The 21,514-nt window shown below is 54.2% G+C and carries 17 protein-coding genes; 15 read left to right on the top strand and 2 right to left on the bottom strand.

Translation table 11 applies throughout. From position 1 onward, the window contains the following. Positions 1 to 150 precede the first annotated feature (150 nt). The 6 genes from K1718_RS22415 to K1718_RS22390 all read left to right on the top strand — a co-directional run bounded on the left by K1718_RS22415 (position 151) and on the right by K1718_RS22390 (position 7,723). Complete coding sequence (locus K1718_RS22415) at positions 151 to 1,377, top strand: aminotransferase-like domain-containing protein (protein WP_265680789.1); 1,227 nt, start codon at positions 151 to 153, stop codon at positions 1,375 to 1,377. Positions 1,378 to 1,415: 38 nt separating this feature from the next. Continuing rightward, positions 1,416 to 2,060: a ceramidase domain-containing protein gene (locus K1718_RS22410; protein ID WP_265680790.1), complete on the top strand. Its 645-nt coding sequence runs from the start codon at positions 1,416 to 1,418 to the stop codon at positions 2,058 to 2,060. Between the two features lie 111 nt (positions 2,061 to 2,171). Then, positions 2,172 to 4,463: an NADP-dependent malic enzyme gene (locus K1718_RS22405; protein WP_265680791.1), complete on the top strand. Its 2,292-nt coding sequence runs from the start codon at positions 2,172 to 2,174 to the stop codon at positions 4,461 to 4,463. A gap of 87 nt (positions 4,464 to 4,550) precedes the next feature. After that, on the top strand, positions 4,551 to 4,868 hold the full coding sequence (locus K1718_RS22400; RefSeq protein ID WP_152503054.1) for a chorismate mutase: 318 nt from the start codon (positions 4,551 to 4,553) through the stop codon (positions 4,866 to 4,868). Between the two features lie 99 nt (positions 4,869 to 4,967). After that, positions 4,968 to 6,089 (top strand): PQQ-dependent sugar dehydrogenase, encoded by a 1,122-nt coding sequence (locus K1718_RS22395; protein WP_265680792.1) that lies wholly within the window; start codon positions 4,968 to 4,970, stop codon positions 6,087 to 6,089. Between the two features lie 338 nt (positions 6,090 to 6,427). After that, entirely contained in the window at positions 6,428 to 7,723 is a 1,296-nt protein-coding gene (locus tag K1718_RS22390; protein ID WP_265680794.1) for a DEAD/DEAH box helicase, read from the top strand. Positions 7,724 to 8,947: 1,224 nt separating this feature from the next. On the opposite strand, the gene K1718_RS22385 is transcribed toward K1718_RS22390, so the two are convergent. Further along, a complete protein-coding gene (locus K1718_RS22385; RefSeq protein ID WP_265680795.1) occupies positions 8,948 to 10,624 on the bottom strand; it encodes an electron transfer flavoprotein-ubiquinone oxidoreductase in 1,677 nt (558 codons plus the stop codon). A 310-nt stretch (positions 10,625 to 10,934) separates the two neighbouring features. On the opposite strand from K1718_RS22385, the gene K1718_RS22380 reads away from it, so the two are divergent. From K1718_RS22380 to K1718_RS22360, 5 genes are all read left to right on the top strand, one after another. Beyond that, positions 10,935 to 11,828, top strand: a complete 894-nt coding sequence (locus K1718_RS22380; protein ID WP_265680796.1) for a uracil-DNA glycosylase — start codon at positions 10,935 to 10,937, stop codon at positions 11,826 to 11,828. Between the two features lie 255 nt (positions 11,829 to 12,083). Then, on the top strand, positions 12,084 to 12,722 hold the full coding sequence (locus K1718_RS22375) for a PilZ domain-containing protein (RefSeq protein WP_265680797.1): 639 nt from the start codon (positions 12,084 to 12,086) through the stop codon (positions 12,720 to 12,722). A gap of 188 nt (positions 12,723 to 12,910) precedes the next feature. Next, positions 12,911 to 13,534, top strand: coding sequence for a PilZ domain-containing protein (locus tag K1718_RS22370; RefSeq protein WP_265680798.1), 624 nt, complete (start codon positions 12,911 to 12,913; stop codon positions 13,532 to 13,534). 121 nt (positions 13,535 to 13,655) lie between these two features. Beyond that, entirely contained in the window at positions 13,656 to 14,513 is an 858-nt protein-coding gene (locus tag K1718_RS22365) for a S49 family peptidase (RefSeq protein ID WP_265680799.1), read from the top strand. 48 nt (positions 14,514 to 14,561) lie between these two features. Next, complete coding sequence (locus tag K1718_RS22360; RefSeq protein WP_152503047.1) at positions 14,562 to 14,747, top strand: hypothetical protein; 186 nt, start codon at positions 14,562 to 14,564, stop codon at positions 14,745 to 14,747. 46 nt (positions 14,748 to 14,793) lie between these two features. Here K1718_RS22360 and K1718_RS22355 read toward each other — a convergent pair whose 3' ends face one another. Next, entirely contained in the window at positions 14,794 to 16,185 is a 1,392-nt protein-coding gene (locus K1718_RS22355) for an MATE family efflux transporter (RefSeq protein ID WP_265680800.1), read from the bottom strand. A 343-nt stretch (positions 16,186 to 16,528) separates the two neighbouring features. Here K1718_RS22355 and K1718_RS22350 point away from each other — a divergent pair, with 343 nt between their 5' ends. From K1718_RS22350 to gltS, 4 genes are all read left to right on the top strand, one after another. Continuing rightward, the gene (locus tag K1718_RS22350) at positions 16,529 to 17,470 is read left to right on the top strand and encodes a glycine--tRNA ligase subunit alpha (RefSeq protein WP_265682499.1); all 942 of its coding nucleotides are present in this window, start codon (positions 16,529 to 16,531) and stop codon (positions 17,468 to 17,470) included. 215 nt (positions 17,471 to 17,685) lie between these two features. Continuing rightward, positions 17,686 to 18,240 carry a LemA family protein gene (locus K1718_RS22345; protein WP_152503045.1) on the top strand — a complete coding sequence of 185 codons (555 nt, stop codon included), beginning with the start codon at positions 17,686 to 17,688 and terminating at the stop codon, positions 18,238 to 18,240. 12 nt (positions 18,241 to 18,252) lie between these two features. Next, on the top strand, positions 18,253 to 20,187 hold the full coding sequence (locus K1718_RS22340) for a DUF2207 domain-containing protein (RefSeq protein ID WP_335343007.1): 1,935 nt from the start codon (positions 18,253 to 18,255) through the stop codon (positions 20,185 to 20,187). Positions 20,188 to 20,269: 82 nt separating this feature from the next. After that, positions 20,270 to 21,490 (top strand): sodium/glutamate symporter, encoded by a 1,221-nt coding sequence (gltS, locus tag K1718_RS22335; RefSeq protein WP_152503044.1) that lies wholly within the window; start codon positions 20,270 to 20,272, stop codon positions 21,488 to 21,490. Positions 21,491 to 21,514: the final 24 nt, after the last annotated feature.

The raw sequence follows: 21,514 nt of genomic DNA, 5'->3' as shown, positions 1-21,514 counted from the left end.
CCTCAGGGTCCAGTTCGGTTGTGATTGTGTGACCTGTATTGATGTCCGCGTAATAAAATTACAAAAAATAACAAGATTGAGACACTTGCAAAACATATAGGTCAGTATTATTGACTTAATTTGTCTCTTTTGAAAGCCAGTGAGCCCGCCATGACCACCTGGGAAAGCCTTTACGCCAAGCGCGCCAGTCGAATGCGCGCGTCGGAAATTCGTGAACTGTTGAAGTTGCTGGACCGTCCGGATGTGATTTCGTTTGCGGGCGGTATTCCTGACCCTGAGCTGTTTCCCGCCGAGAGTTTCCAGAAAGCCTATGAGGAGATCCTGGGTGGTCCGGAGGCGGCAAAGGCACTTCAATACGGAGTGAGCGAAGGCAGTTTGCGCCTGAGAACGTGGATTGTCGCTCATATGCGCGAACTTGGTGTTGATTGCGCGCCAGAAAACATTCTCATCACCTCCGGGTCGCAACAGGCATTGGACTATCTCGGCAAGCTGTTTTTGTCCCCGGGGGACACCGCGCTTGTCCAATGGCCGACCTATCTCGGCGCGGTTCAGGCCTTCAACGCATATGAGTTGCAATTTGACCGGCTGGACCCGGGAACCAACCGTGCCGCAGCGGACTATGCGAAAAAAGCGGAAGAAACCGGTGGGCGGGTCAAGTTCGCGTATCTGTCTCCTGACTTCGCCAATCCGACTGGCTTGACTGTCGGTCTTGAAGACCGGCACCGCATTTTGGCTCTGGCTGAGAATTTGTCCTGCGCGGTTGTCGAAGACGCTCCTTATGAAAGTCTGCGATATGACGGTGACGCCGTGCCGCCGATGCTTGCTCTGGACTGTCAAAAAACCGGCGGTATCGAGAATAGCCGAACGCTCTATTGCGGCAGCTTTTCCAAATCCCTGTCTCCGGGCCTGAGGTTAGGCTGGATCTGTGCAGCCTCGGAAGTGATTTCCAGGCTGGTTCTGATCAAGCAGGCAAGCGACCTCAACACACCCGTTCTCAATCAGGATGCCATGGCGAGGGTTGCTGAACGCGAGTTTGCCGCCCACACGGCCAGAACAAACCGGATCTATCGGGCACGGCGCGACGCCATGCTTGAAGCGCTTGAAAAGCACATGCCGGAGGGGTGCCGTTGGACCAGACCCGAAGGGGGTATGTTTATCTGGGTGGAGTTGCCGGCTGGATGCGATGCTGCCGAATTGCTGCAGAGCTCGGTTGAAAGAGCCAAAGTCGCCTTCGTTCCAGGGCGAGCGTTCCATCCCGATGGCAGCGGTGCAAATACGATGCGGCTGAGTTTTTCCTGCGCTGATGAAAGGAAAATTGAAGAAGGTGTTTCGCGGTTGGCCCGCTTGATTGCTGAAACTGTCACGTCCAAGCTGTAGGCAGATCTGAATAGAAGCAGCAGATTGGTGCGTCACTGATGGCATTGCATGAACATGTCGACAACTATTGTGAGCGGGTTGGGCCCGATTTCTGGTCCGAACCGGTCAACGCCATCACAAACGCTGCTTTTCTGGTTGCCGCAATTGCCGCATTTTTCCTGTGGCGGCGAAAGACACCGCAGGACTGGCCGGCATTAGTCCTGATTGGCGTTGTTTTTGTTATCGGTGTCGGCTCATTCCTGTTTCACACCTTCGCCACCCGTTGGGCGGCCCTCGCAGACGTTTTGCCAATTGCCATCTTCATTCACGTTTATTTGTTTTTTGCACTGAAACGGTTCCTTACCGTCACGTGGTGGCTCGCATTGCTGATTGTCGTCGGGTTTTTCCTGGCAACACCGTTTGTCGCTCAAGCAATCGCACCTCTGGTAGGCTCGTCGGCGGGATATGTGCCGGCTCTCGTTGCGATTTTCGTCGTAGGGGCATTGTTTAGAGCGCAAAATGCTCGGCTTGGTGCACAGGTTCTGATCACGGGCATCGTCTTCGCGCTTTCATTGGCTTTCCGCATGTTGGATGAGCCAATCTGCAACCATTTTGCCGTTGGAACGCATTTCCTGTGGCATATCCTGAACAGCATTGTGCTCTTTGCACTGTTGCGGGTTCTCATTTTGCATCGCGCCGGATAAAGCTCAGAGACAATTCATCAAATCGCTGCAATAGTTGGCTGGGGGCCATGCCGCCGCGAGTTGCAGAAAAAAGACTACCGAATGAAATATGCCAGGGAGACAGGGACAGTCATGAGCGACAGCAAATCCAACGAAAGCGATCTGACAGAAGCCGCCCTGTATTTTCATGAGCATCCAAGGCCTGGAAAACTTGAAATCCACGCCACCAAGCCATTGGGCAACCAGCGCGACCTGGCGCTCGCCTATTCACCGGGTGTTGCAGCCCCCTGCCTCGAAATTGCCGAGGATCCCGCAAAGGCTGCCAACTACACGTCCAGGGGCAACCTTGTCGCTGTGATCTCGAACGGAACCGCAGTTCTTGGTCTTGGAAACATCGGGCCGCTTGCCTCCAAGCCTGTGATGGAAGGCAAGGCTGTCCTCTTCAAGAAATTCGCGGGCATTGATGTGTTCGACATCGAAGTCGCGGAGAACAATGTCGACAAGTTCGTTGATGCCGTTTCGGTTCTGGAGCCGACTTTTGGCGGCATAAATCTGGAAGACATCAAAGCGCCCGAATGCTTCATGATCGAAGCCAAGTTGCGCGAGAAAATGAACATCCCGGTCTTTCACGACGATCAGCATGGCACGGCGATCATCGCCGGCGCAGCCGTTCGAAATGGTCTGCACCTGGCCGGCAAGAAAATCGAAGATGCCAAGATCGTCGCCTCCGGGGCCGGCGCTGCCGCACTCGCCTGCCTGAACATGCTCATTTCCCTTGGCGCAAAGCGTGAAAACATCTGGGTCACTGATATTGAGGGCGTCGTCTATGAAGGACGCGAAGCGCTCATGGATGAGTGGAAGTCTGCTTTTGCTCAAAATACCGATTTGCGCTCTCTGGACCAGGTCATTGAGAATGCGGATGTCTTTCTGGGATTGTCCGCAGGCGGCGTGCTGAAACCGCATATGGTTGAGAAAATGGGCAAGGGGCCCTTGATCCTTGCTCTCGCCAACCCGAATCCGGAGATCATGCCTGAAGAGGCGCAGAAAGTGCGTAGTGATGTCGTGATGTGCACTGGGCGCTCCGACTATCCAAACCAGGTCAACAACGTTCTGTGTTTTCCATATATCTTCCGTGGCGCGCTCGATGTTGGAGCAACCACGATCAACGAAGAAATGAAACGCGCTGCGGTTGAGGCAATTGCGGGCCTTGCACAGGAAGAGCCCTCAGACGTGGCTGCGCGTGCTTATGGAGGCAAGACCGAAACCTTCGGCCCGAACTACCTTATACCTTCACCGTTCGACCAGCGTCTGATCCTGCGCATTGCACCAGCTGTTGCCAAGGCTGCCATGGACACCGGTGTTGCAACGCGTCCGATCGAGGATTTTGATGCTTACTACGACCGGCTGAACCGCTTCGTGTTCCGGTCAGGTCTCATCATGAAACCGATCATCCACAACGCCACCAAGGATCCGCAACGGATCATATACGCGGAAGGGGAAGACGAGCGGGTGTTAAGAGCCGCGCAGGTTCTGATCGAGGACAAGATCGCAAAGCCCATTTTGGTTGGCCGGCCCGATGTTCTTCAGCAACGTTGTGAACGGTTCGGTTTGAAAATCCGCCCTGAGGTCGATTTTGAATACGTCAACCCGCAGGATGATCCCCGCTATCGCGAATATGTCGACGAGTATTTCGAGTGTGTCGGCCGCCTCGGCCTGCCGCCTGACGCAGCAAGAACCGTCGTGCGCACGAACGCCACCGTCATTTCCGCATTGGCGGTCCGGCGGGGCGAAGCGGACGCCGTCATCTGTGGACTGGAAGGGCGTTACACACGCCACCTGAGGGATATCAAGCAGGTCATTGGTGTTTGTGAAACGGCACGCGATCTCTCGGCCATGTCTTTGTTGATCAACAGCCAGGGCGCTCTGTTTCTGTCAGATACCTTCGTAACCGAAGATCCGACGGCGCAGGAAATCTCGGAAATGGCTATCCTGGCGGCCCAGGAAATCCGCCGGTTCGGTATCGAGCCCAAAATCGCTCTTCTGTCGATGTCCAACTTTGGGTCTCGCGAGACAGCGTCCTCGCGCAAGATGCGCGAAGCACTTGAACTCATCTGGGAACGTCATCCAGAGCTGGAAGCAGACGGTGAGATGCATGGCGATTCTGCTCTGAGTACCGCCTTGCGTGAACGCGTCATGCCCAACAGCAAACTGACGGGTGAGGCGAACCTCCTGCTGTTTCCGAACCTCGATTCCGCCAACATTGCCCACAATCTGTTGAAGGTGGCCACACAAGCTCTGCACGTCGGGCCGATCCTTCTGGGAACTGCGCAACCAGCTCATATTCTGACGCCGTCCGTAACCTCTCGGGGCGTCGTGAACATGTCAGCGCTGGCCAGCGTGGAAGCACAGACCCGGACAAGCTGATCGCTGCTTCAATTTGCGCATTCCCTTTGCTGACGCGAGCCGGTACATCCGGTTCGCTTCTGTTCTGTCCACCAAAGCGTCAACCAAGTGAAACACCCAGCAGATTGCGTCGACAAATCCGACATCCGCACAGCCATCGACAAGCTCGATGACGATCTCCTGCAGATTTTTGCCCGCAGGCAAGAATATGTGCGCCGTATGGCGGAACTGAAGAAAAGGCCTGAAGAGGCATTCGACCATGAACGTATTGAAACCATGGTTGCTGCAATCAAAGAGCGGGCAGCGGCGCTGGGTCTGGAAAGCGACCAGGCCGAGCTGATCTGGCGCACCCTGATTGATTGGAATGTCGCTTACGAAAAGCGGACAATCTCCGCGCGTTTGGCCGGCGACGCAGTAACCTCGTGAGGTGACTTTTCCGTTATTTGCATGGCTGACGCTGTCAACTGGCGGCAAAGTGCCTACCTATGTGGTCACTTGTTGGTCAGCTCAAGGACGGAACACCTCATGAAATTCAGGACGTTTTGCCTGCCTGTACTTGCCGCGATGTCCCTTTCCCTGACGGGGGCCACAACGCTTCCAGTGGCAGCTCAATCTTCATTCAATCTGGAGACGGTTGCAGAGGGACTGTCCTATCCCTGGAGCGTTGCCATGCTGCCGGACGGTGGCTTTCTGGTAACCGAGCGCGACGGTGCCCTCAAGCACGTCGATGCCACCGGCAATCAGCAGATCGTCGAAGGTGTGCCGCAGGTGTTCGCTCAAGGCCAGGGTGGTCTTCTGGATGTTGTGCTCAGTCCCGATTTTGAAAATGATGCCACTGTGTACCTGACCTTCTCGCAAGGGTCTCCGGAAGGGGCTGGAACATCTTTGTTCAAAGCCGTGCTGGAGCAAACTCAAAGCGGCGGCTACGCGCTGAAAGGCGAGACGGTCTTTGCCGGCAACAACAAGGCTTACGGGGGGCGGCACTTCGGCTCCAGGATTGCCTTTGCTCCGGATGGCACGTTGTTCATGACGATCGGCGACAGGGGGGACGGCGACAGGGCCCAGGTGACTTCGGACCACACTGGCTCCGTGTTGCGCCTGACAACCGATGGCTCGCCGGCACCTGACAATCCCTTTGTCGGCGACGACAGCTACAAGCCGGAAATCTGGTCAATTGGTCATCGTAACCCGCAAAGTGCTGCAATCAATCCGGCTACGGGTGTTCTTTGGACCGTAGAGCACGGAGCCCGTGGAGGGGATGAAATCAACATTCCGGAAGCTGGCAAAAACTATGGCTGGCCGATCATTTCCTATGGACGTCATTACTCGGGCGGCAAGATCGGCGAAGGCACTTCCAAACCCGGTTTGGAGCAACCCATTCATTACTGGGATCCGTCAATTGCACCTTCAGGCATGGCTTTTGTTACAAGCGATACCTACCCTGACTGGAAGGGTGACCTGCTGGTAGGGGCATTGCGCGGCCAGCATCTTTCCAAACTGGATCTGAGCGGCAACGAAGTTGTTGGCGAAGAGCAGTTGCTCACGGATCTTGGTGAGCGAATCCGAGATGTGCGTCAGGGTCCGGATGGTTACATCTATGTTTTGACAGACAGCGATGATGGTCGTCTGATCCGGCTCGTTCCCTGATCCGTTAACGACAGGTTTGAACATTAAAGGGATTTCAGGCTGTCTGGCTTGACTTTTGCAGCTGCTAAGACGATATAGCAGCCAGCAATCGCTGCCGCGTGAGCAGACAGCGCGCCGAAGATTTCTGGAAGCCAACCGGTTTCCTGGCTGCCGCTTCCCGATTGCCCAAACATGAGCCTAATGAGGGGCTCAAACAGTTCCCAATTCACGCGAGGGTCTGGCGGCATGGAGCCTTTATTGTATTGAATCCGGCTGCCGCGCTTCATAACAAACCGCAAGGCAGGTGCCGTGCGGTACCGCAAGCGTGTTTCGTTGCGCTTGCAGTCAAGGAATTCAATTTGACCGATTTTCACAGCCTGGGACTTTCCGGCGACCTTCTTGCTGCCGTTTCTGAAAATGGCTATGAGACACCAACGCCGATCCAGCAAAAGGCAATCCCGCTCATTCTTGAGGGCAAGGACCTCATGGGCCTTGCTCAGACGGGTACCGGCAAGACCGCCGCTTTCGGACTTCCGCTGATCGACCAGCTCGTCGCCGATGGAACTCATCCGCGCGCACGCGGCACGCGTGCGCTGGTGCTTGCGCCAACACGTGAACTTGTCAATCAGATCGCAAAGAACCTGATTTCTTTCCTGAAAAAGACACCACTTCGGGTCACTTCTGTTGTTGGTGGTGTGTCCATCAATGGACAGATCAAACGCCTTTCCAAGGGTACGGACATTCTTGTGGCGACACCGGGACGTCTGCTCGATCTCGTTGATCGTGGGGCGGTTGATCTTGGTACGGCGTCCTATCTCGTTCTTGACGAAGCAGATCAGATGCTGGATCTCGGCTTCATTCATGCACTTCGCCGGATTGCCGGCCTGGTTGCCGATGAACGCCAGACACTGCTGTTTTCCGCCACGATGCCGAAACAGATCAATGAACTTGCCCAGTCCTACCTCAAGGATCCGGAGCGGGTTGAAGTCGCGCCTGCCGGCAAGACTGCCGACAAGATCACACAGTCAGTCCACTTCATGGATCGAAAGGCCAAGGGCGATTTCCTGGTCGATCAGTTGAAGGCCAAGCCGGATGGCATGTCTTTGGTCTTTTGCCGCACCAAACACGGGGCAGAGCGACTGATGCGAAAACTGGCGCAGTCCGGCATCGCTGCCGGGTCCATCCATGGCAACAAAAGTCAGAACCAGCGCGAACGGGCCATTCGGGATCTCAAGTCAGGTGCCATCAATGTTCTCGTTGCAACGGATGTCGCTGCAAGAGGGATCGATATCCCTGGCGTCAGCCACGTCTATAACTTCGAGTTGCCTGAGGTTGCTGAAGCCTATGTGCATCGGATTGGCCGGACAGCCCGCGCAGGCGCGGAAGGTGAAGCCGTTGCGTTGTGCGCACCGGAAGAAATCGGCCTTTTCAGGCAGATCGAGAAATTGATCGGCATCGATATCGCGGTTGCCGGCGGAGACGTTCCACCCATGTCTGCAGCAAGCAAGGTGAAGCGCGGTGGAGGCAATCGAGGCAACAAGCCTTCGACCAAGAAGCCGTACCGCAAACAATCCGCGTCGGGCGACAACGACAACAGGGCACAATCCCGGCGCTCGCGCCGTAGGCGGACGTCAAATCGGCAAAACGCCGCCTAAGACTTCTGTTCTGGGAATTTGTGTTTTCACACAGACGTCTCGATTTCATGAAAAAGCACCGGGAAGTGGCCTTCCCGGTGCTGTCCTTGTGGTCGATGGGTTTCAGAAGAGCACAGGCTACTCTGAATGAATTTTTCGGAGTTCTTTAATTCTTGAGCCAGAACCGCCGCGTCCTCACTCGAGACTTAATGTCCCTCCTGTCCACAAGGTATCCAACCGCATAGCACGGTCCGACCTCTTGATCGTTTTTGGGGATTGCCGCAGGAAAACCGCGAAGAGATTGCTGGTAACGCTCTGAACGTTATTACAAATCAAATTAGCCCCGTTAAAAGTAAAACTAAATTAACCATCCCAACTGCGCAATTATAACTGTTCCGTGACGTTTTCGGGTGTGGATAAGTTTAAAGGTAAATAAAAACAAATAGTTATGGTGTAGATGGGTCCCGTGATGGAGCAGCTCGTCACGTGAGCAGGCGAGTCACGAGTGTTTCCGTGTTGAATAAGTGCTTTAAATTCAAAGAATTGCACTTAGTATTTCTGTAATTTATTGTGATATAAAAAAAATTTATGGACTATATTTGCAGCGTTGGTGCCTTTATCTAATTGTAAATAAAAGAGAAAATGAGTTGCGCCTACTGTAAATAGTGCCAAGTAACCTTTACGGCAGCTTTTAGCCGTGGGAAGCAGGTGTGGGGAAACACTAGGTCGTCTCTCGTTTGGTTAGGAGAAAAAATTTGACCAATTGGTATAAAGAGACCTTCTGGAGTTATAATTAGTTTTTATCCTGTGAAATTTCCAGTTGACGTTTCCGTAACGTGAAGCTACATCAGCGGCCAATGAGGTTTGGTTAATCGAATTTAATTATTCGGCCGAACCCAAATAATCCAGACAACATCTGGGATATTGTGCACGTTGGCTCCATCTGGACCTTCGACTTCACTACATAATCGCCTGTCGTCATGAACGCAGGCGAAGACCTTGTGGCGCGGGCGTTTGCGTGACATGCGAAGGAGTGGACTTTCCGCTCCTCAGCGTTGCGCAATGGACAACCGCAACAAGCCGGCCCCCCACTGATACCGGCTTGATACGACCCATCGGCCGCAAGACTGCAGCACCGGAAAGGCGTCTTTCCGGTGCTGTTTTGTTTCTGGGGAAAGGGGCTGCGAGCAAAAAAGAAAAGCCACGGACCTGCCGTGGCTCAACTTTGATTGTTGGAAGTTTCAGCTACATGTTGGGGTAGTTGGGCCCGCCGGCTCCTTCCGGTACGGTCCAGGTGATGTTGCCGTTCGGGTCCTTGATGTCACATGTCTTGCAGTGGACGCAATTCTGCGAATTGATTTGGAACCTCGGGGCGTCTTCACCTTCTTCCACCCATTCATAAACGCCAGCCGGGCAGTAACGGTTTGAGGGGCCGGCAAAAATGTCGTGCTCGGAAGACTTCTGAAGAACGTCATCCTTCACCTTCAGGTGGATCGGCTGGTCTTCCTCGTGATTGGTATTGGATAGGAACACAGACGAAAGTTTGTCGAAGGAAATCACGCCGTCTGGCTTCGGATAGTCAATCTTCTTGCAGTCCTTGGCCGGTTTCAGCGTCTCGGAGTCTTTTTTGCCGTGTTTCATTGTTCCAAAGAAGGAAAAACCGAACAACTCGTTGGTCCACATGTCCAGGCCACCAAGGCTTATTCCAAGCCAGGTTCCGAATTTCGACCAGAGCGGTTTTGCGTTGCGCACCTTTTTCAGATCGTCGCCGATAGGGCTGTTGCGCCAAGCCGTATCGTAATTTGTCAATTCCGAATGGGATTCTCCACGCCCGATGGCAGACATCACTTCTTCGGCGGCCAGCATTCCGGACAGCATCGCGTTGTGCGAACCCTTGATCCTGGGCACATTGACGAGACCAGCTGAACATCCCATCAAAAGGCCACCTGGAAATGACATCTTCGGCACTGACTGATAGCCGCCTTCCGTAATCGCACGCGCACCATAGGAAATACGTTTGCCGCCCTCAAAGGTTTCACAAATGGCAGGGTGCGTTTTGAAGCGCTGGAATTCATCAAACGGTGAAAGCCACGGATTTTCGTAGTTGAGATGAACCACAAAACCGACCGCCACCTGGTTGTCTTCCAGATGATAGAGGAACGAGCCTCCTCCGGTCTTGCCGTCCAACGGCCATCCAAATGAGTGCTGCACCAGGCCTGGTCGATGTTTCGACGGATCAACCTGCCATAGTTCCTTGATGCCGATACCGAATTTGGCTACGTCGCTATCTTTGTCGAGATCGAATTTCTCGATCAGCTGCTTGGCGAGCGATCCGCGCGCGCCTTCTCCGATCAGCGTATATTTGCCTCTGAGTTCCATACCGCGGGTGAACATGGCATTCGGTTTTCCATCGCGGCCAATACCCATGTCGCCAGTGGCAACACCGACGACGTTTCCTTTGTCGTCGTAAAGCAATTCTGCAGCGGCGAAACCGGGATAAATTTCCACGCCAAGAGCTTCAGCTTTTTCAGCAAGCCAACGGCAAACATTGCCAAGCGAAACAATGTAGTTGCCATGGTTGCCCATGAGTTTGGGCATGAACATATTTGGCAGACGCATGGAACCGGCCGGGCCGAGCACCAGGAAGTGGTCTGCTGTTACGGGCGTCTTGATGGGCGTGTCCTCGTCGCGCCATTCCGGAAGAAGCTGATCCAGTGCGATTGGGTCGATTACAGCGCCCGACAAAATATGAGCGCCAACTTCCGATCCTTTTTCCAGGACCACGACACTCAATTCCTCGCCCTTTTCGTTGGCGAGCTGTTTCAGCCTGATCGCAGCTGCAAGACCTGCCGGGCCTGCGCCCACAATCACGACATCGACATCCATGCTCTCGCGTTCGCCAAGCACGTCTTGTTCGCTCATCTTTTTCTCCCTCCGCCCAAAAGGGGCACGGCTACGCCCATAACGCCCTTTTGCCTCATTTTGCAGCGCAAAACACGACAATTTTTGTCTTTAAGAGGCAATTTGAGTTCAGTTCACTCCATTTGAGGCCCAGATAGACCAAAGCAGGGTCTGGGCGTCAAGAGGAGAAAGTAACGTTTACGTAAACGTAATATAGAAGTCTTTCGTCGAGACTGTGCATACTCGTTGGATAACGATGGCCGGGCAGCGAAGTGGGGCCAGGCGCTCTTGCTCTGTTGCGCTCGCTGACTAAACTCGGCCGCCAGAGGTAATGGTAGTGCAGCAAAACCCAATCGATACGTCTCACTTGGAAGCCCTATTGGATTTTTACTCCAGTGCGGGCGTGGACTGTTTTATGGGTGATACGCCACTTGATTGGTACGAGTTGACCAGCAAGCAGGCAGAGCAGTTTCGGCAAACGAAGGCAGAGACAGCTCCGTCAAGCGTTTCACCCTCAGCGGTTGTTGCAGAGCGACAGAGGGACACGCGCCACGCCCAAGCGCCAATAACTCCGGCTGCACCTGCGGCAAAGCAGAGTGAACAGCTTGCTGCGGTGCTGCCTGATGCTCAAATTGTCGCGGCGGCCAGGGATATCGCTGCATCCGCAACATCTCTTGAAGAGTTGCGTACATGTCTGGAAGCCTTTGACGGGTGCAATTTGAAACTAACAGCCAAGACCCTTGTGTTTGCCGATGGTCACCCTGATGCGAGGTTGATGTTCGTCGGTGAGGCACCTGGACGGGATGAGGATTTGCAGGGCAAGCCCTTTGTGGGCCGGTCTGGACAGCTTCTTGATCGCATGCTTGACGCGATCGGTATGGAGCGATCGTCAACATATATCGCCAATGTCGTGCCTTGGCGCCCGCCTGGCAACCGGACGCCCACGCCGCAGGAAACCGAGATCTGCAAACCGTTTATTAAACGGCAAATCGAACTTGTGAACCCGGATGTCCTCGTGTTTCTCGGCGCAGCCTCAGCCAAGACCTTGCTTGGCGTTCAAGATGGTATTCGCAAGATGCGTGGTCGGTGGATGGCATATCCTGGTAGCGGCAAGGAAATTGCCGCGATCGCCACATATCATCCAGCATATCTTCTTCGCAGCCCACTGGAGAAACGTCTTTCGTGGCGGGATTTTCTGGCGATCAGACAGAGCCTGAAAAAATAAAGTGCTCGTTCAGGTTCGGTTTGCGACCTTCCCTAGGTAATTCTTCTAGTCGTAAGTCGGTCAGGTGTATCAATTTGAAATCAACTTGAGGGATACACAGTAGGATTCTCCTTTTCGTCGTAATTTGCAAAGTTTAACTGTCGGGTTCGTGGAAATATTTAGACCCTGTTAAATCGGATATGACCTAATATTTGACGCTTGAAACTCTTCCGCCCGCGCGCGGCATGCTCGTGCGCCAGGACCAGGGAGGGCACGTTGTCCGAGACAGTCAAAGACGGTCGTGAAATCACGGGTCAGCCGGTTCTTGTTCTCGATTTCGACACGCTCGCGTGTGAGGAAACCACCGCGTCGAAATTCAACAAGTCCGGTTGTGAGATCCGCTCCGGCAAGTTGACCGAAGTCGGTCAATTGGTAGGAATTCGCCTTGCTGACATGGAGCAGATGATCAAAGGCCGTGTCGAGAAGGTCGAAGACGGCAGCGTTTATGTGTCCTTCAAGGTCGAAGACAAGAGCAAGGTCGAAAAGCGCAGAGAGCCGCGCAAGTCGGTATCTATTCCGGCTTGGGTCAGTGGCCACAAGTCTGATGATGGCGTCAGATGCGACATCGTCGACGCCAGCAAGTCCGGGTGTCGATTGTCGAGCACAGGCCTTGAAGCACTCCCTGAAAACATCAAACTGCAGATTGCCGGCCTCGATATGCCGGTCAAAGGTGAAATTGTCTGGCGAAACTCCAGCTTTGCAGGTGTGAAGCTGACCTGGCAATTTGCCAATGGCGGGGACATAACCGAAACCCGCATCAAGCCTCCTGACCTCGCTGGAAAGGCAGGCGTGAAAGACAAACCCAAGAGCAATTCAAGTGGATTTGGCGTCAAGCGCCGTAAGGAGGCGGACTGAGACTTTTTCGTCCCTCAATCGATTTCGGGAAACAGGGCTTAAGGCCTACCTGCTGAACCTGAAACGCAGAGTTTGAAATCGGAAAAAGAGAGCCTGTGCTAGGCTGGCAAGAGTGTGTTAACCCCCTGCGTTAACTCAGAATTCAGTTACGAACCTGTAAGATCCCTGTCATTATTTCGGGGGATAAATTGAACAACTTGGCCATTGCGACGAACGCTGCGGAAGGGATGTCCGCACTGATCGTCGATCTTGCAGATATGTCTTGTTTCGAAGTCGCTGCTCGCGAGTTGACGGATGACGGCTGCTGGATCGTTTCCGACAAGGTTGATCTTCTGAAAGAAGAAGTCGGGCTCCGCATTGACGGATTCGACAAGCTATTGCATGGCTCAGTCATTGCCTATGGCGACAATGAAGCGCAGATCTCCTTTGCGGTCAACAAACCCGTCTTAGAAGACAAGCGCCGCGAGATCCGTCGCCCGGTCTGGATCACCGCCATTGTTTGCGGCAAAACCAACCCGGTTTCAATGAAATGCCGGATTGTGGATGCCAGCCGGTCTGGCTGCCGCCTCGAAGGGGAACATCTCACACGTCTGCCTGACAACATCGACATATCCATACCTGGTCTGGATTTGCCGGTCGCGGGACGGATAGTGTGGCACAAGAATGGTCAGGCAGGCGTTCAACTCAGTTGGCCATTTGCCACTGAAACAGTTCCGCAACCGAATGAGCTGATCCAAAAACTTCGGGAAGAAAAAGCCACGCCAAAACCGAAACCGGTTCGAAAAAAGAAGATCAGTGCCTTCGGGGCATGAGCATACATTGATCATTGGTTGATACCGGTCGGCCGATTTTCCCGGTATCGCAGCCTTTGAAAGTCCGGCCCCGATACATATATCGGAAAGAGTTTGTGAACTCTGTCAGGACTTATTACGCGTGCTTTCTTCTCTTCGCCGCTATCTCCCCAAACGTTTCCGAAACGAAAAACTGGTTGTTCCGGTCGTCCGACTTCAAGGGGCCATCGGTATGAACAGCCCGATGCGCACTGGCCTTTCTCTCGCAACAGCCGCGTTGCCGTTGGAAAAAGCCTTTTCGATCAAGAAAGCTCCCGCCGTCGCGATAATTGTGAATTCGCCTGGTGGGTCTCCTGTCCAGTCCCGGCTCATATTCAAGCGCATTCGCGATCTTGCAAAGGAAAATGAAAAGGAAGTCCTGGTTTTTGTTGAGGATGTCGCCGCTAGCGGTGGCTACATGATTTCGCTTGCTGGTGATGAGATCTTTGTTGACCCCTCTTCGATCGTCGGCTCCATCGGCGTTGTCGCGGCCGGCTTCGGTTTCACGGAACTGATCAAGAAGGTGGGCGTTGATCGCCGGGTTTATACCGCTGGGGAAAAGAAAGTCACGCTTGATCCCTTCCAGCCCGAGGTGCCGGAGGACATTGAATATCTGAAGACACTGCAACAGGAAATCCATGACACCTTCATCGACATCGTCAAGTCGCGCCGGGGTGACATTCTGACGGACGATCCGGACCTGTTCACCGGCAAGTTCTGGACAGGGCGGAAAGCGGTCGAACTCGGCCTGGTCGATGGAATCGGCGATTTGCGCGGGGTAATCAGGGATCGATATGGCGACAAAGCCGAGCCGAAGCTCGTGGCAGCACCAAGAGGACTGTTCGGCAGGAAAGCCGGATTGGGTGTCGCTCTGTCAGGCAAGTCTTTGACGGAAGGTCTTGGACAGGACCTTATTGCCGCCGTTGAGGACCGGGCGCTCTGGATGCGCTATGGCCTTTAAAAAGGCACAATACGGATGTGATCTTCCGGTCGAGAAGGGGAACAGAAGATGACGGAATTGATTGGTGTGGCGGCATTGGCCGTTGGTGGCTATTGGATTGTGCAACGGGTCAAGCGCAAGATGGCCGAAGTTGAAAATCAGATCTCCAAAGCAGCTGCCAACGCAGATCCCAACGGACGTGGAACCAAGCTGGTGCTTGATCCGGTAAGTGGCAAATACCGGCCTGGCAATTGAAGAAAGCAGGCGGAGCGAAGTGCCCCGCCCACAATTTGTTTTGACGTTATTTGGCTGCTGAAGCGACAAACAGCCCCCAGCGCGCGGAGTTTGTTCGGGCAGTTGACCTGAGAACGGCCACCGTCAGCAAAAGCAGCAGACATTCGGCTGCTGGACCGGCAAGCCATATGCCGACTTCCCCGAAATACTGCGGCAATATGAACAACAGCGGCAGAAAGAAAAGATAGGGCTTGATCAGACTGATCAATGCAGCACGTCCGGCATCGCCAAGAGCCTGAAAATAGGCCGCAATAACGAAGAATGGTCCAGTTACCAGCATCATCGCAATGTTGATAGGCATGATCCTGTCCAACTCCCCAACGATCCTTGCATCCTCGACAAACAAGAAACCTATTTGCCGGGCAAAAAACGTCAGCAAAACCTGGGCACCAAGGCAATAGAAGAACGCAGTTAGGAGCCCAAGGCGTAGTGTGTTGTCCGACCGTTGCCACTTTTCGGCACCATAGTTGTTGCCGATCATGGCTTGGAGCGCCTGGGTCAAACCCAGGAGAGGCAAGAACACGAACGTCATGATACGGGTCATGAGACCGAATGCGGCGACAGTTGCTTCATAGCCTTCAGTTCCGAAATGCTGAAGGGAGGCGAAGGTTGCGGCCGATCCAAGGGCAATTCCTGCAAAGTTCAGGCTTTGCGGAGCACCGAGTTTGAGGATTGAAACCCAGTGCGCGGTGAGTGGATGATTGCGAAGGACCTCAGGTTTCAAGACGCTATTGGAGCGTAATCGAAACCCAATCACGAAAACAAACGCCAACACTTGCGCAAGCGCAGTTCCATAGGCAGTTCCTGCAACGCCAAAGTCCAACACGGCGACCAGCAGAAAGTTGAACGCAATGTTGGATAGCGAGACAAAGAGACTGACACCCGCCATCTGAATGACATATCCCTCGCACCTCAAGGCATCTGATTGCACAGACAGTACAAACAGGAGGGGCGAGGTCCATATTGTGATCGCAAGATAAATATGGGCCATCCGGGCAATCGGCTCAGACCCCTCTGCAGCCACAAGGATGAGCGGGTAACCGATCATCGTGAAAAGGAAAAGCGCCGTCGCACCTGCGAGCAGGGACAGGCCGTGAGCGCCAACAAAAACGCCTTGAGCGAGGGGTATCCGCTCACCACCGAGTGCACGGGCAAGGACACTGGACATTCCGCCCGAAATGAGCGTCGCTGCTGCGACGAGCAGCATGTAGGCCGGAAACATCAGGGTGACGGCGCTAAGCGCTTCCGGCCCGACAAAGTGGCCAAGAAACATAGCATCGGCAACGGTCAAAAGTCCGTTTGTGCTCATGACCAGAATGATTGGTAAGGCAGTCTTCAAAAGAGTGGGGACAAGTGGTCCTTGCGTAAACGCATTGGTCTGGGACATGTCGGCTGACATTCCGTTCTCCAAAATCTAGCGCTTCACTTGAGAGGGGGAGCTCGCATTGCCGCCTGCACGAAACGCGTGGAGGAACGAAAGTCTTCTGTTCCAGATCTTCACCTGGACATCAAGTCCGCGAGCAGCTGGCGCCTGGAGCCGGACCCGTTGGTAATTTGTCCGTCGGGAACCGTCAACCCTCAGGAGGAGTGGGCTGACTGTTTCTCCATAAATGCGGTGCTGCGCTCACCTTGACCTTGCGGTCACATCGTGGCACCTCTCGCACCGCATCGGCAGGACGTCCTGCCGCCAAAAGCCTCTTGCGGAATGAATACCCATGTCGACAGAAACCGTGCCGGCGCACATGCGCCCGGAAAATTCCTTTCAGGGCCTGATCCTGACATTGCAGCGCTTCTGGGCGGACCAGGGCTGCGTTGTTCTGCAGCCCTATGACATGGAAGTCGGCGCAGGAACGTTTCATCCGGCAACCACATTGCGCTCGCTTGGACCAAGGCCCTGGAAAGCTGCCTATGTACAGCCTTCGCGCCGGCCGACCGATGGTCGTTACGGTGAAAACCCGAACAGGCTGCAACACTATTACCAGTTTCAGGTTATCCTCAAACCGTCTCCTGACAATCTGCAGCAACTGTACCTGGACTCGCTTTATGCTATCGGGCTCGATCCCAAGGTGCATGACATCCGCTTTGTCGAGGACGACTGGGAAAGTCCGACGCTGGGCGCATGGGGGCTTGGGTGGGAGTGCTGGTGCGACGGCATGGAAGTCTCTCAGTTCACCTATTTCCAACAGGTTGCCGGTTTCGAATGTTCGCCAGTCTCCGGGGAGCTGACCTATGGTCTGGAGCGCCTCGCGATGTATATTCAGGGCGTCGATAACGTCTACGAGCTGAATTACAACGGCATGGATGGCGACGAAAAAGTCACCTATGGCGATGTCTTTCTTCAGGCGGAACAGGAATACTCCCGGCACAATTTCGAACATGCTGATACGGAAATGCTGTTCCGGCACTTCAAGGACGCGGAAACGGAATGCCGTTCGCTACTCGATGCAGGCGCCAAGGCCCGTGAGGAGGCCGGAGCCAATGTTCACCAGGTCGTGCTGCCGGCCTATGATCAGTGCATCAAGGCAAGTCATGCCTTCAATCTTCTTGACGCACGCGGCGTTATTTCCGTGACGGAGCGCCAAAGCTACATTTTGCGTGTTCGTGAATTGGCCAAGGCATGCGGTGCTGCCTTTCTGGAAACAGAAGCCGGCGGCGTCGGGTATCACAACCAGGCTGCCGAATAGCGTCGTTCTACGGTTGCAAGGCAGGGCGTTGAGTCCGGGCAGAAATGCCTCTACGCGTTCTGGCCAGCTCGTTGGCAACTTCATATGAAGGTGCCGAATAGGGGCCGCATGCCGTCAACAGAATGCAGCGGCGTCCTTCCTGTCTATTCACTCCGCGTGATGACAATCCGCGTCGCAGCGGATAGCCTCCGCGAGACTTTTTAGGAGGTTTTCATATGGCCTGGTTTTTTCTGGCGCTTTTGATCGCGCTGTCTGTACTTGTCATTTTTCTCTACAACGCGCTCGTGAAAAAGCGCCAGATGGTAGAGGAAGGCTGGAGTGGTATCGAAGTCCAGCTCAAGCGCCGCAGCAATCTTGTTCCAAACCTTGTCGAGACGGTAAAGGGCTATGCCTCCCATGAACAGGAAACGCTTGACGCGGTAACCCAATTGCGCACGAGCATAAGCTCAATTCCAGCAGATAACATCGCAGGCCGGGCAAAGGCGGAAGGCGAACTTACAAAAGCGCTGGGGCGTTTGTTTGCTGTCGCGGAAGCCTATCCTGACCTGAAGGCGAGCCAGAACTTCACTGATTTGCATCAGTCGCTGGATGAGATCGAGAACGCCATCCAAATGGCGCGCCGGTATTACAACGGTGCGGTCAGGGGCTTGAATGTCGCTGTTGAAAGTTTCCCGTCAAACCTGATCGCCAGCCAGTTCAAGTTCGACAAGGCTGAATATTTTGAAATCGAAGACGATGCCGAACGTTCGGTTCCCAAGGTTACGTTCTGAACCGTGGGAAGCATGATGAAGAGCCTTATTGCATCTGGTCTTGCATGGGTCGGGTTTCTTGTTGCAATGGCGAGTGCCGGTGCGGACGAGAGAATTCTGAACTATGTCTCAGACATAGAAGTTGCAGCCAGCGGCGCGTTGACCGTCACTGAAACCATTACGGTGCAGGCCGAAGGTGACCAGATCAAGCGCGGTATTTTCCGGGATATCCCACTGACTGCCAAGAGCGCAGGAGGGCGCAGCTACAGGGTCGGTTTCAAGTTGCTTTCCGTATTGCAGGACGGACGCGCAGCAGCGCATTTTACCAAGGAGAATGGAGCCGGGGTCCGGATCTATATCGGTGAAGAGAGCATCCTGCTAAGGCCTGGAACCTATACCTATACGATCCAGTACGAAACTGACCGGCAGATACGCTTTTTCTCATCTCATGATGAGCTCTATTGGAACGTTACCGGCAACGAATGGGCATTTCCAATTGACAAGGCATCGGCACGCGTCGTTTTGCCTGAAGGGATAAGGGCTACCGACTGGACAGGTTACACCGGTTTCTTCGGAGCAACTGGACAAGACTTTTCGGCGCAGCCTGAAGATAATGGCCGCGCAGTTGTTTTCAGCACGACACGCCCGCTTTCGCCAGAAGAAGGTTTGACGGTGGTGGTGACGATGCCAGTCGGGTCGATCACGCAGCCAACCGGTACCCGGAAGCTGTTGCAGCTTGCCAGCGATTTCAGGATCGAGCTGATCGGCGGTGCGGGCGTGTTGCTGGTTTGGCTGTATTACCTTTGGGCCTGGCTCAGGGCAGGGCGTGATCCGGCAAAGGGCGTTATCTTTCCCAGATTCAAACCACCGGCAGGAATGTCTCCTGCGCTTGCGAGATATGTCTTTAAGCGCGGCTTCAGCGGCGGTTGGGTCGCGTTGTCTGCGGCCTGCCTCAATTTGGCAGTGAAGAGGCGTTTGAAGCTTGATGACAGCGACGGAGACATGACGATTTCGCTGATTTCAGAGGGCTCGGAAGGCCGAAAGCCAGGTGAAGGTCTGCCAAGGGGGGAGGCGGCTCTAGAAAAGTGGCTGCATCGCAGAGGCGACCCACTTACGCTGAATGAGCGGAATGGCAAATCGATCCAGTTGCTCGGCAGCACATTTACAAGTGCCATAACTTCCGAGAACCACAACGTCTACTTCAGGAACAATGGCGGCTACCTTATTCCCGGCATTCTCCTCAGCCTTCTCACCATTGCAGGCCTATTTGTGTTTGTTCCGGTCGCAGAGAACGAGCGGGAATTCCTGATCCTGCTGCTTTTCTTCTCTGTATTTGCCACCGCATTTGCCGCGGTCATCGGATTGCTCATCCTGCAAGGTGCCCGGTTGGTCTGGAGATTGATGCTCACCTTCGCGCTTTTGAGCGTGGCTCTTTTTGGCGCATCGCTTTTGGCGGGGCTTGTGACAGGCGCATTGAGCACCATGCAGGCCGTTCCCGTTGTTGTTGGGATCTTGATCTCAGGGAACATTTTATTCTTCTCCATTATAGGTGCTCCAACACGTCACGGCCGAGCCATACTCGACGAAATCGAAGGGTTGCGGCTCTATCTCACGGTCGCTGAAAAAGACCGTCTCAACATGACTGGCGTTCCGGATATGAGCACCGTTCATTTTGAAACTCTCTTGCCCTACGCGGTTGCGCTGGACGTTGAAAAACCCTGGGCCGAAGCGTTTGAAAGCTGGCTTGCGAGTGCAGCTGGTTCGGCCGCCTCCGCGTCCTATAACCCTCATTGGTATTCCGGCAGTTCCTTTGATGCCCGCGACATTTCAAGAAGTGTGGGAGCAACTGCAAGCGCAATGGCAGGATCCTTCCAGTCCTCATTGCCTGCCCCTTCTTCGTCGAGTTCGGGTTCATCCGGCGGGTCGTCGGGCGGAGGTGGCGGCGGCGGGGGTGGCGGAGGCTGGTAGCCGAACTTGACTCCACCTCTACAGAGGTTTGAATGAATTTCGATCTCGGGCCGTCAGGTCTAATAGCTGTACAGGGATTGCAATGACTGGGGATGCGCTGTCATTCGACGAATTCGTAAGTTTCAATCTGGCAATTCTGGTCTATTTCCTGGGCGTCAGACTGAACAAGAAAATCCCGTTTTTGCGCCACTATAATATTCCGGAACCGGTCTCCGGCGGACTGTTGGTCGCAATGCTGGCGCTGATTGTCTATCTCGCCTTCGGCAAGGAAATCGGGTTTTCGCTGCAGTCCAGAGATTATCTGTTGTTTGTCTTCTTCACCGCAATTGGATTGAATGCGCGGTTTACCGATTTGGCCAAGGGTGGCAAACCGTTGCTGATTTTGCTGTTCCTGACAGTCGGCTACATGTTGCTGCAAAATGCAGTTGGGACGGGGATCGCAGCTGCGCTCGGGCTTCCCACAGGGTTCGGATTGCTGGGTGGCACAATCTCGCTTGTCGGCGGACACGGCACGGCAATTGCCTGGGGTCCGAAACTGGTTGAGGACTACGGTGTCATGGGAGCCGTTGAAATCGGCGCGGCGACAGCCACACTGGGTCTCATTGCGGCAAGCTTGCTTGGCGGTCCGGTCGGCAACTATCTGATTGAACGAAAAGGCGCAAAGCCTGATCCGAACCGGCCTGAAGAAGCGCCGATGATCGGTATCGAAACCGAACGGGAAGCGGTAGCACAGGTTACGCACACGGGACTGATGCGCTCCTTGCTTGTCTTGAACATTGCCATCGCTTTGGGCGTTGGTCTGCAGGAAGCACTGGTGACCGGGATCGGTCTTGATTTGCCGATTTTTGTTTGCTGCCTTTTTTGCGGCATCGTTCTATCCAATACGGTGCCTTTGGTATTCAAGAACATGACCTGGCCGGCCAGAAGCCAGTCACTGGCAGTACTCTCAGACCTGGCGCTGGGCATATTCCTGACCATGTCGCTCATGAGCTTGCAACTCTGGACAATTGCAGGTCTTGCCGGACCGATGATGCTTATTCTCGCAACGCAAATTGTGGTGGCCGCGCTCTTCATCATTCTGGTGGTCTATCCGATGATGGGGCGGAACTACAATGCAGCCGTATTGGGAGCAGGCTTTGCCGGTTTCGCTCTTGGTGCGACACCAACGGCGATTGCCAACATGACAGCTGTAACAAAACGCTATGGCCCAGCCACCCAAGCGTTTTTGATTCTGCCACTGGTGTCAGCATTCTTCGTCGACCTTGCAAATGCAGCGATCATTATCCTGTTCTTGGGTGGATGACTTCCAAGGCCGCTATGCGCAAGG

This window comes from Roseibium porphyridii (assembly GCF_026191725.2).
Taxonomy (GTDB): domain Bacteria; phylum Pseudomonadota; class Alphaproteobacteria; order Rhizobiales; family Stappiaceae; genus Roseibium; species Roseibium porphyridii.
The sequence above is the reverse complement of the archived record's forward strand: the minus strand, read 5'-3'. Positions and strand labels throughout refer to the sequence as shown.

Excerpts from the sequence above, each read along its gene's own strand:
- K1718_RS22360 (WP_152503047.1), top strand. The coding sequence starts at position 14,562 with ATGACGGAATTGATTGGTGTGGCGGCATTGGCCGTTGGTGGCTATTGG.
- K1718_RS22395 (WP_265680792.1), top strand. The coding sequence starts at position 4,968 with ATGAAATTCAGGACGTTTTGCCTGCCTGTACTTGCCGCGATGTCCCTT.
- K1718_RS22355 (WP_265680800.1), bottom strand. The coding sequence starts at position 16,185 with ATGTCAGCCGACATGTCCCAGACCAATGCGTTTACGCAAGGACCACTT.
- K1718_RS22350 (WP_265682499.1), top strand. The coding sequence starts at position 16,529 with ATGCGCCCGGAAAATTCCTTTCAGGGCCTGATCCTGACATTGCAGCGC.
- K1718_RS22345 (WP_152503045.1), top strand. The coding sequence starts at position 17,686 with ATGGCCTGGTTTTTTCTGGCGCTTTTGATCGCGCTGTCTGTACTTGTC.
- K1718_RS22340 (WP_335343007.1), top strand. The coding sequence starts at position 18,253 with ATGATGAAGAGCCTTATTGCATCTGGTCTTGCATGGGTCGGGTTTCTT.
- K1718_RS22415 (WP_265680789.1), top strand. The coding sequence starts at position 151 with ATGACCACCTGGGAAAGCCTTTACGCCAAGCGCGCCAGTCGAATGCGC.
- gltS (WP_152503044.1), top strand. The coding sequence starts at position 20,270 with ATGACTGGGGATGCGCTGTCATTCGACGAATTCGTAAGTTTCAATCTG.
- K1718_RS22385 (WP_265680795.1), bottom strand. The coding sequence starts at position 10,624 with ATGAGCGAACAAGACGTGCTTGGCGAACGCGAGAGCATGGATGTCGAT.
- K1718_RS22380 (WP_265680796.1), top strand. The coding sequence starts at position 10,935 with ATGGTAGTGCAGCAAAACCCAATCGATACGTCTCACTTGGAAGCCCTA.
- K1718_RS22405 (WP_265680791.1), top strand. The coding sequence starts at position 2,172 with ATGAGCGACAGCAAATCCAACGAAAGCGATCTGACAGAAGCCGCCCTG.
- K1718_RS22410 (WP_265680790.1), top strand. The coding sequence starts at position 1,416 with ATGGCATTGCATGAACATGTCGACAACTATTGTGAGCGGGTTGGGCCC.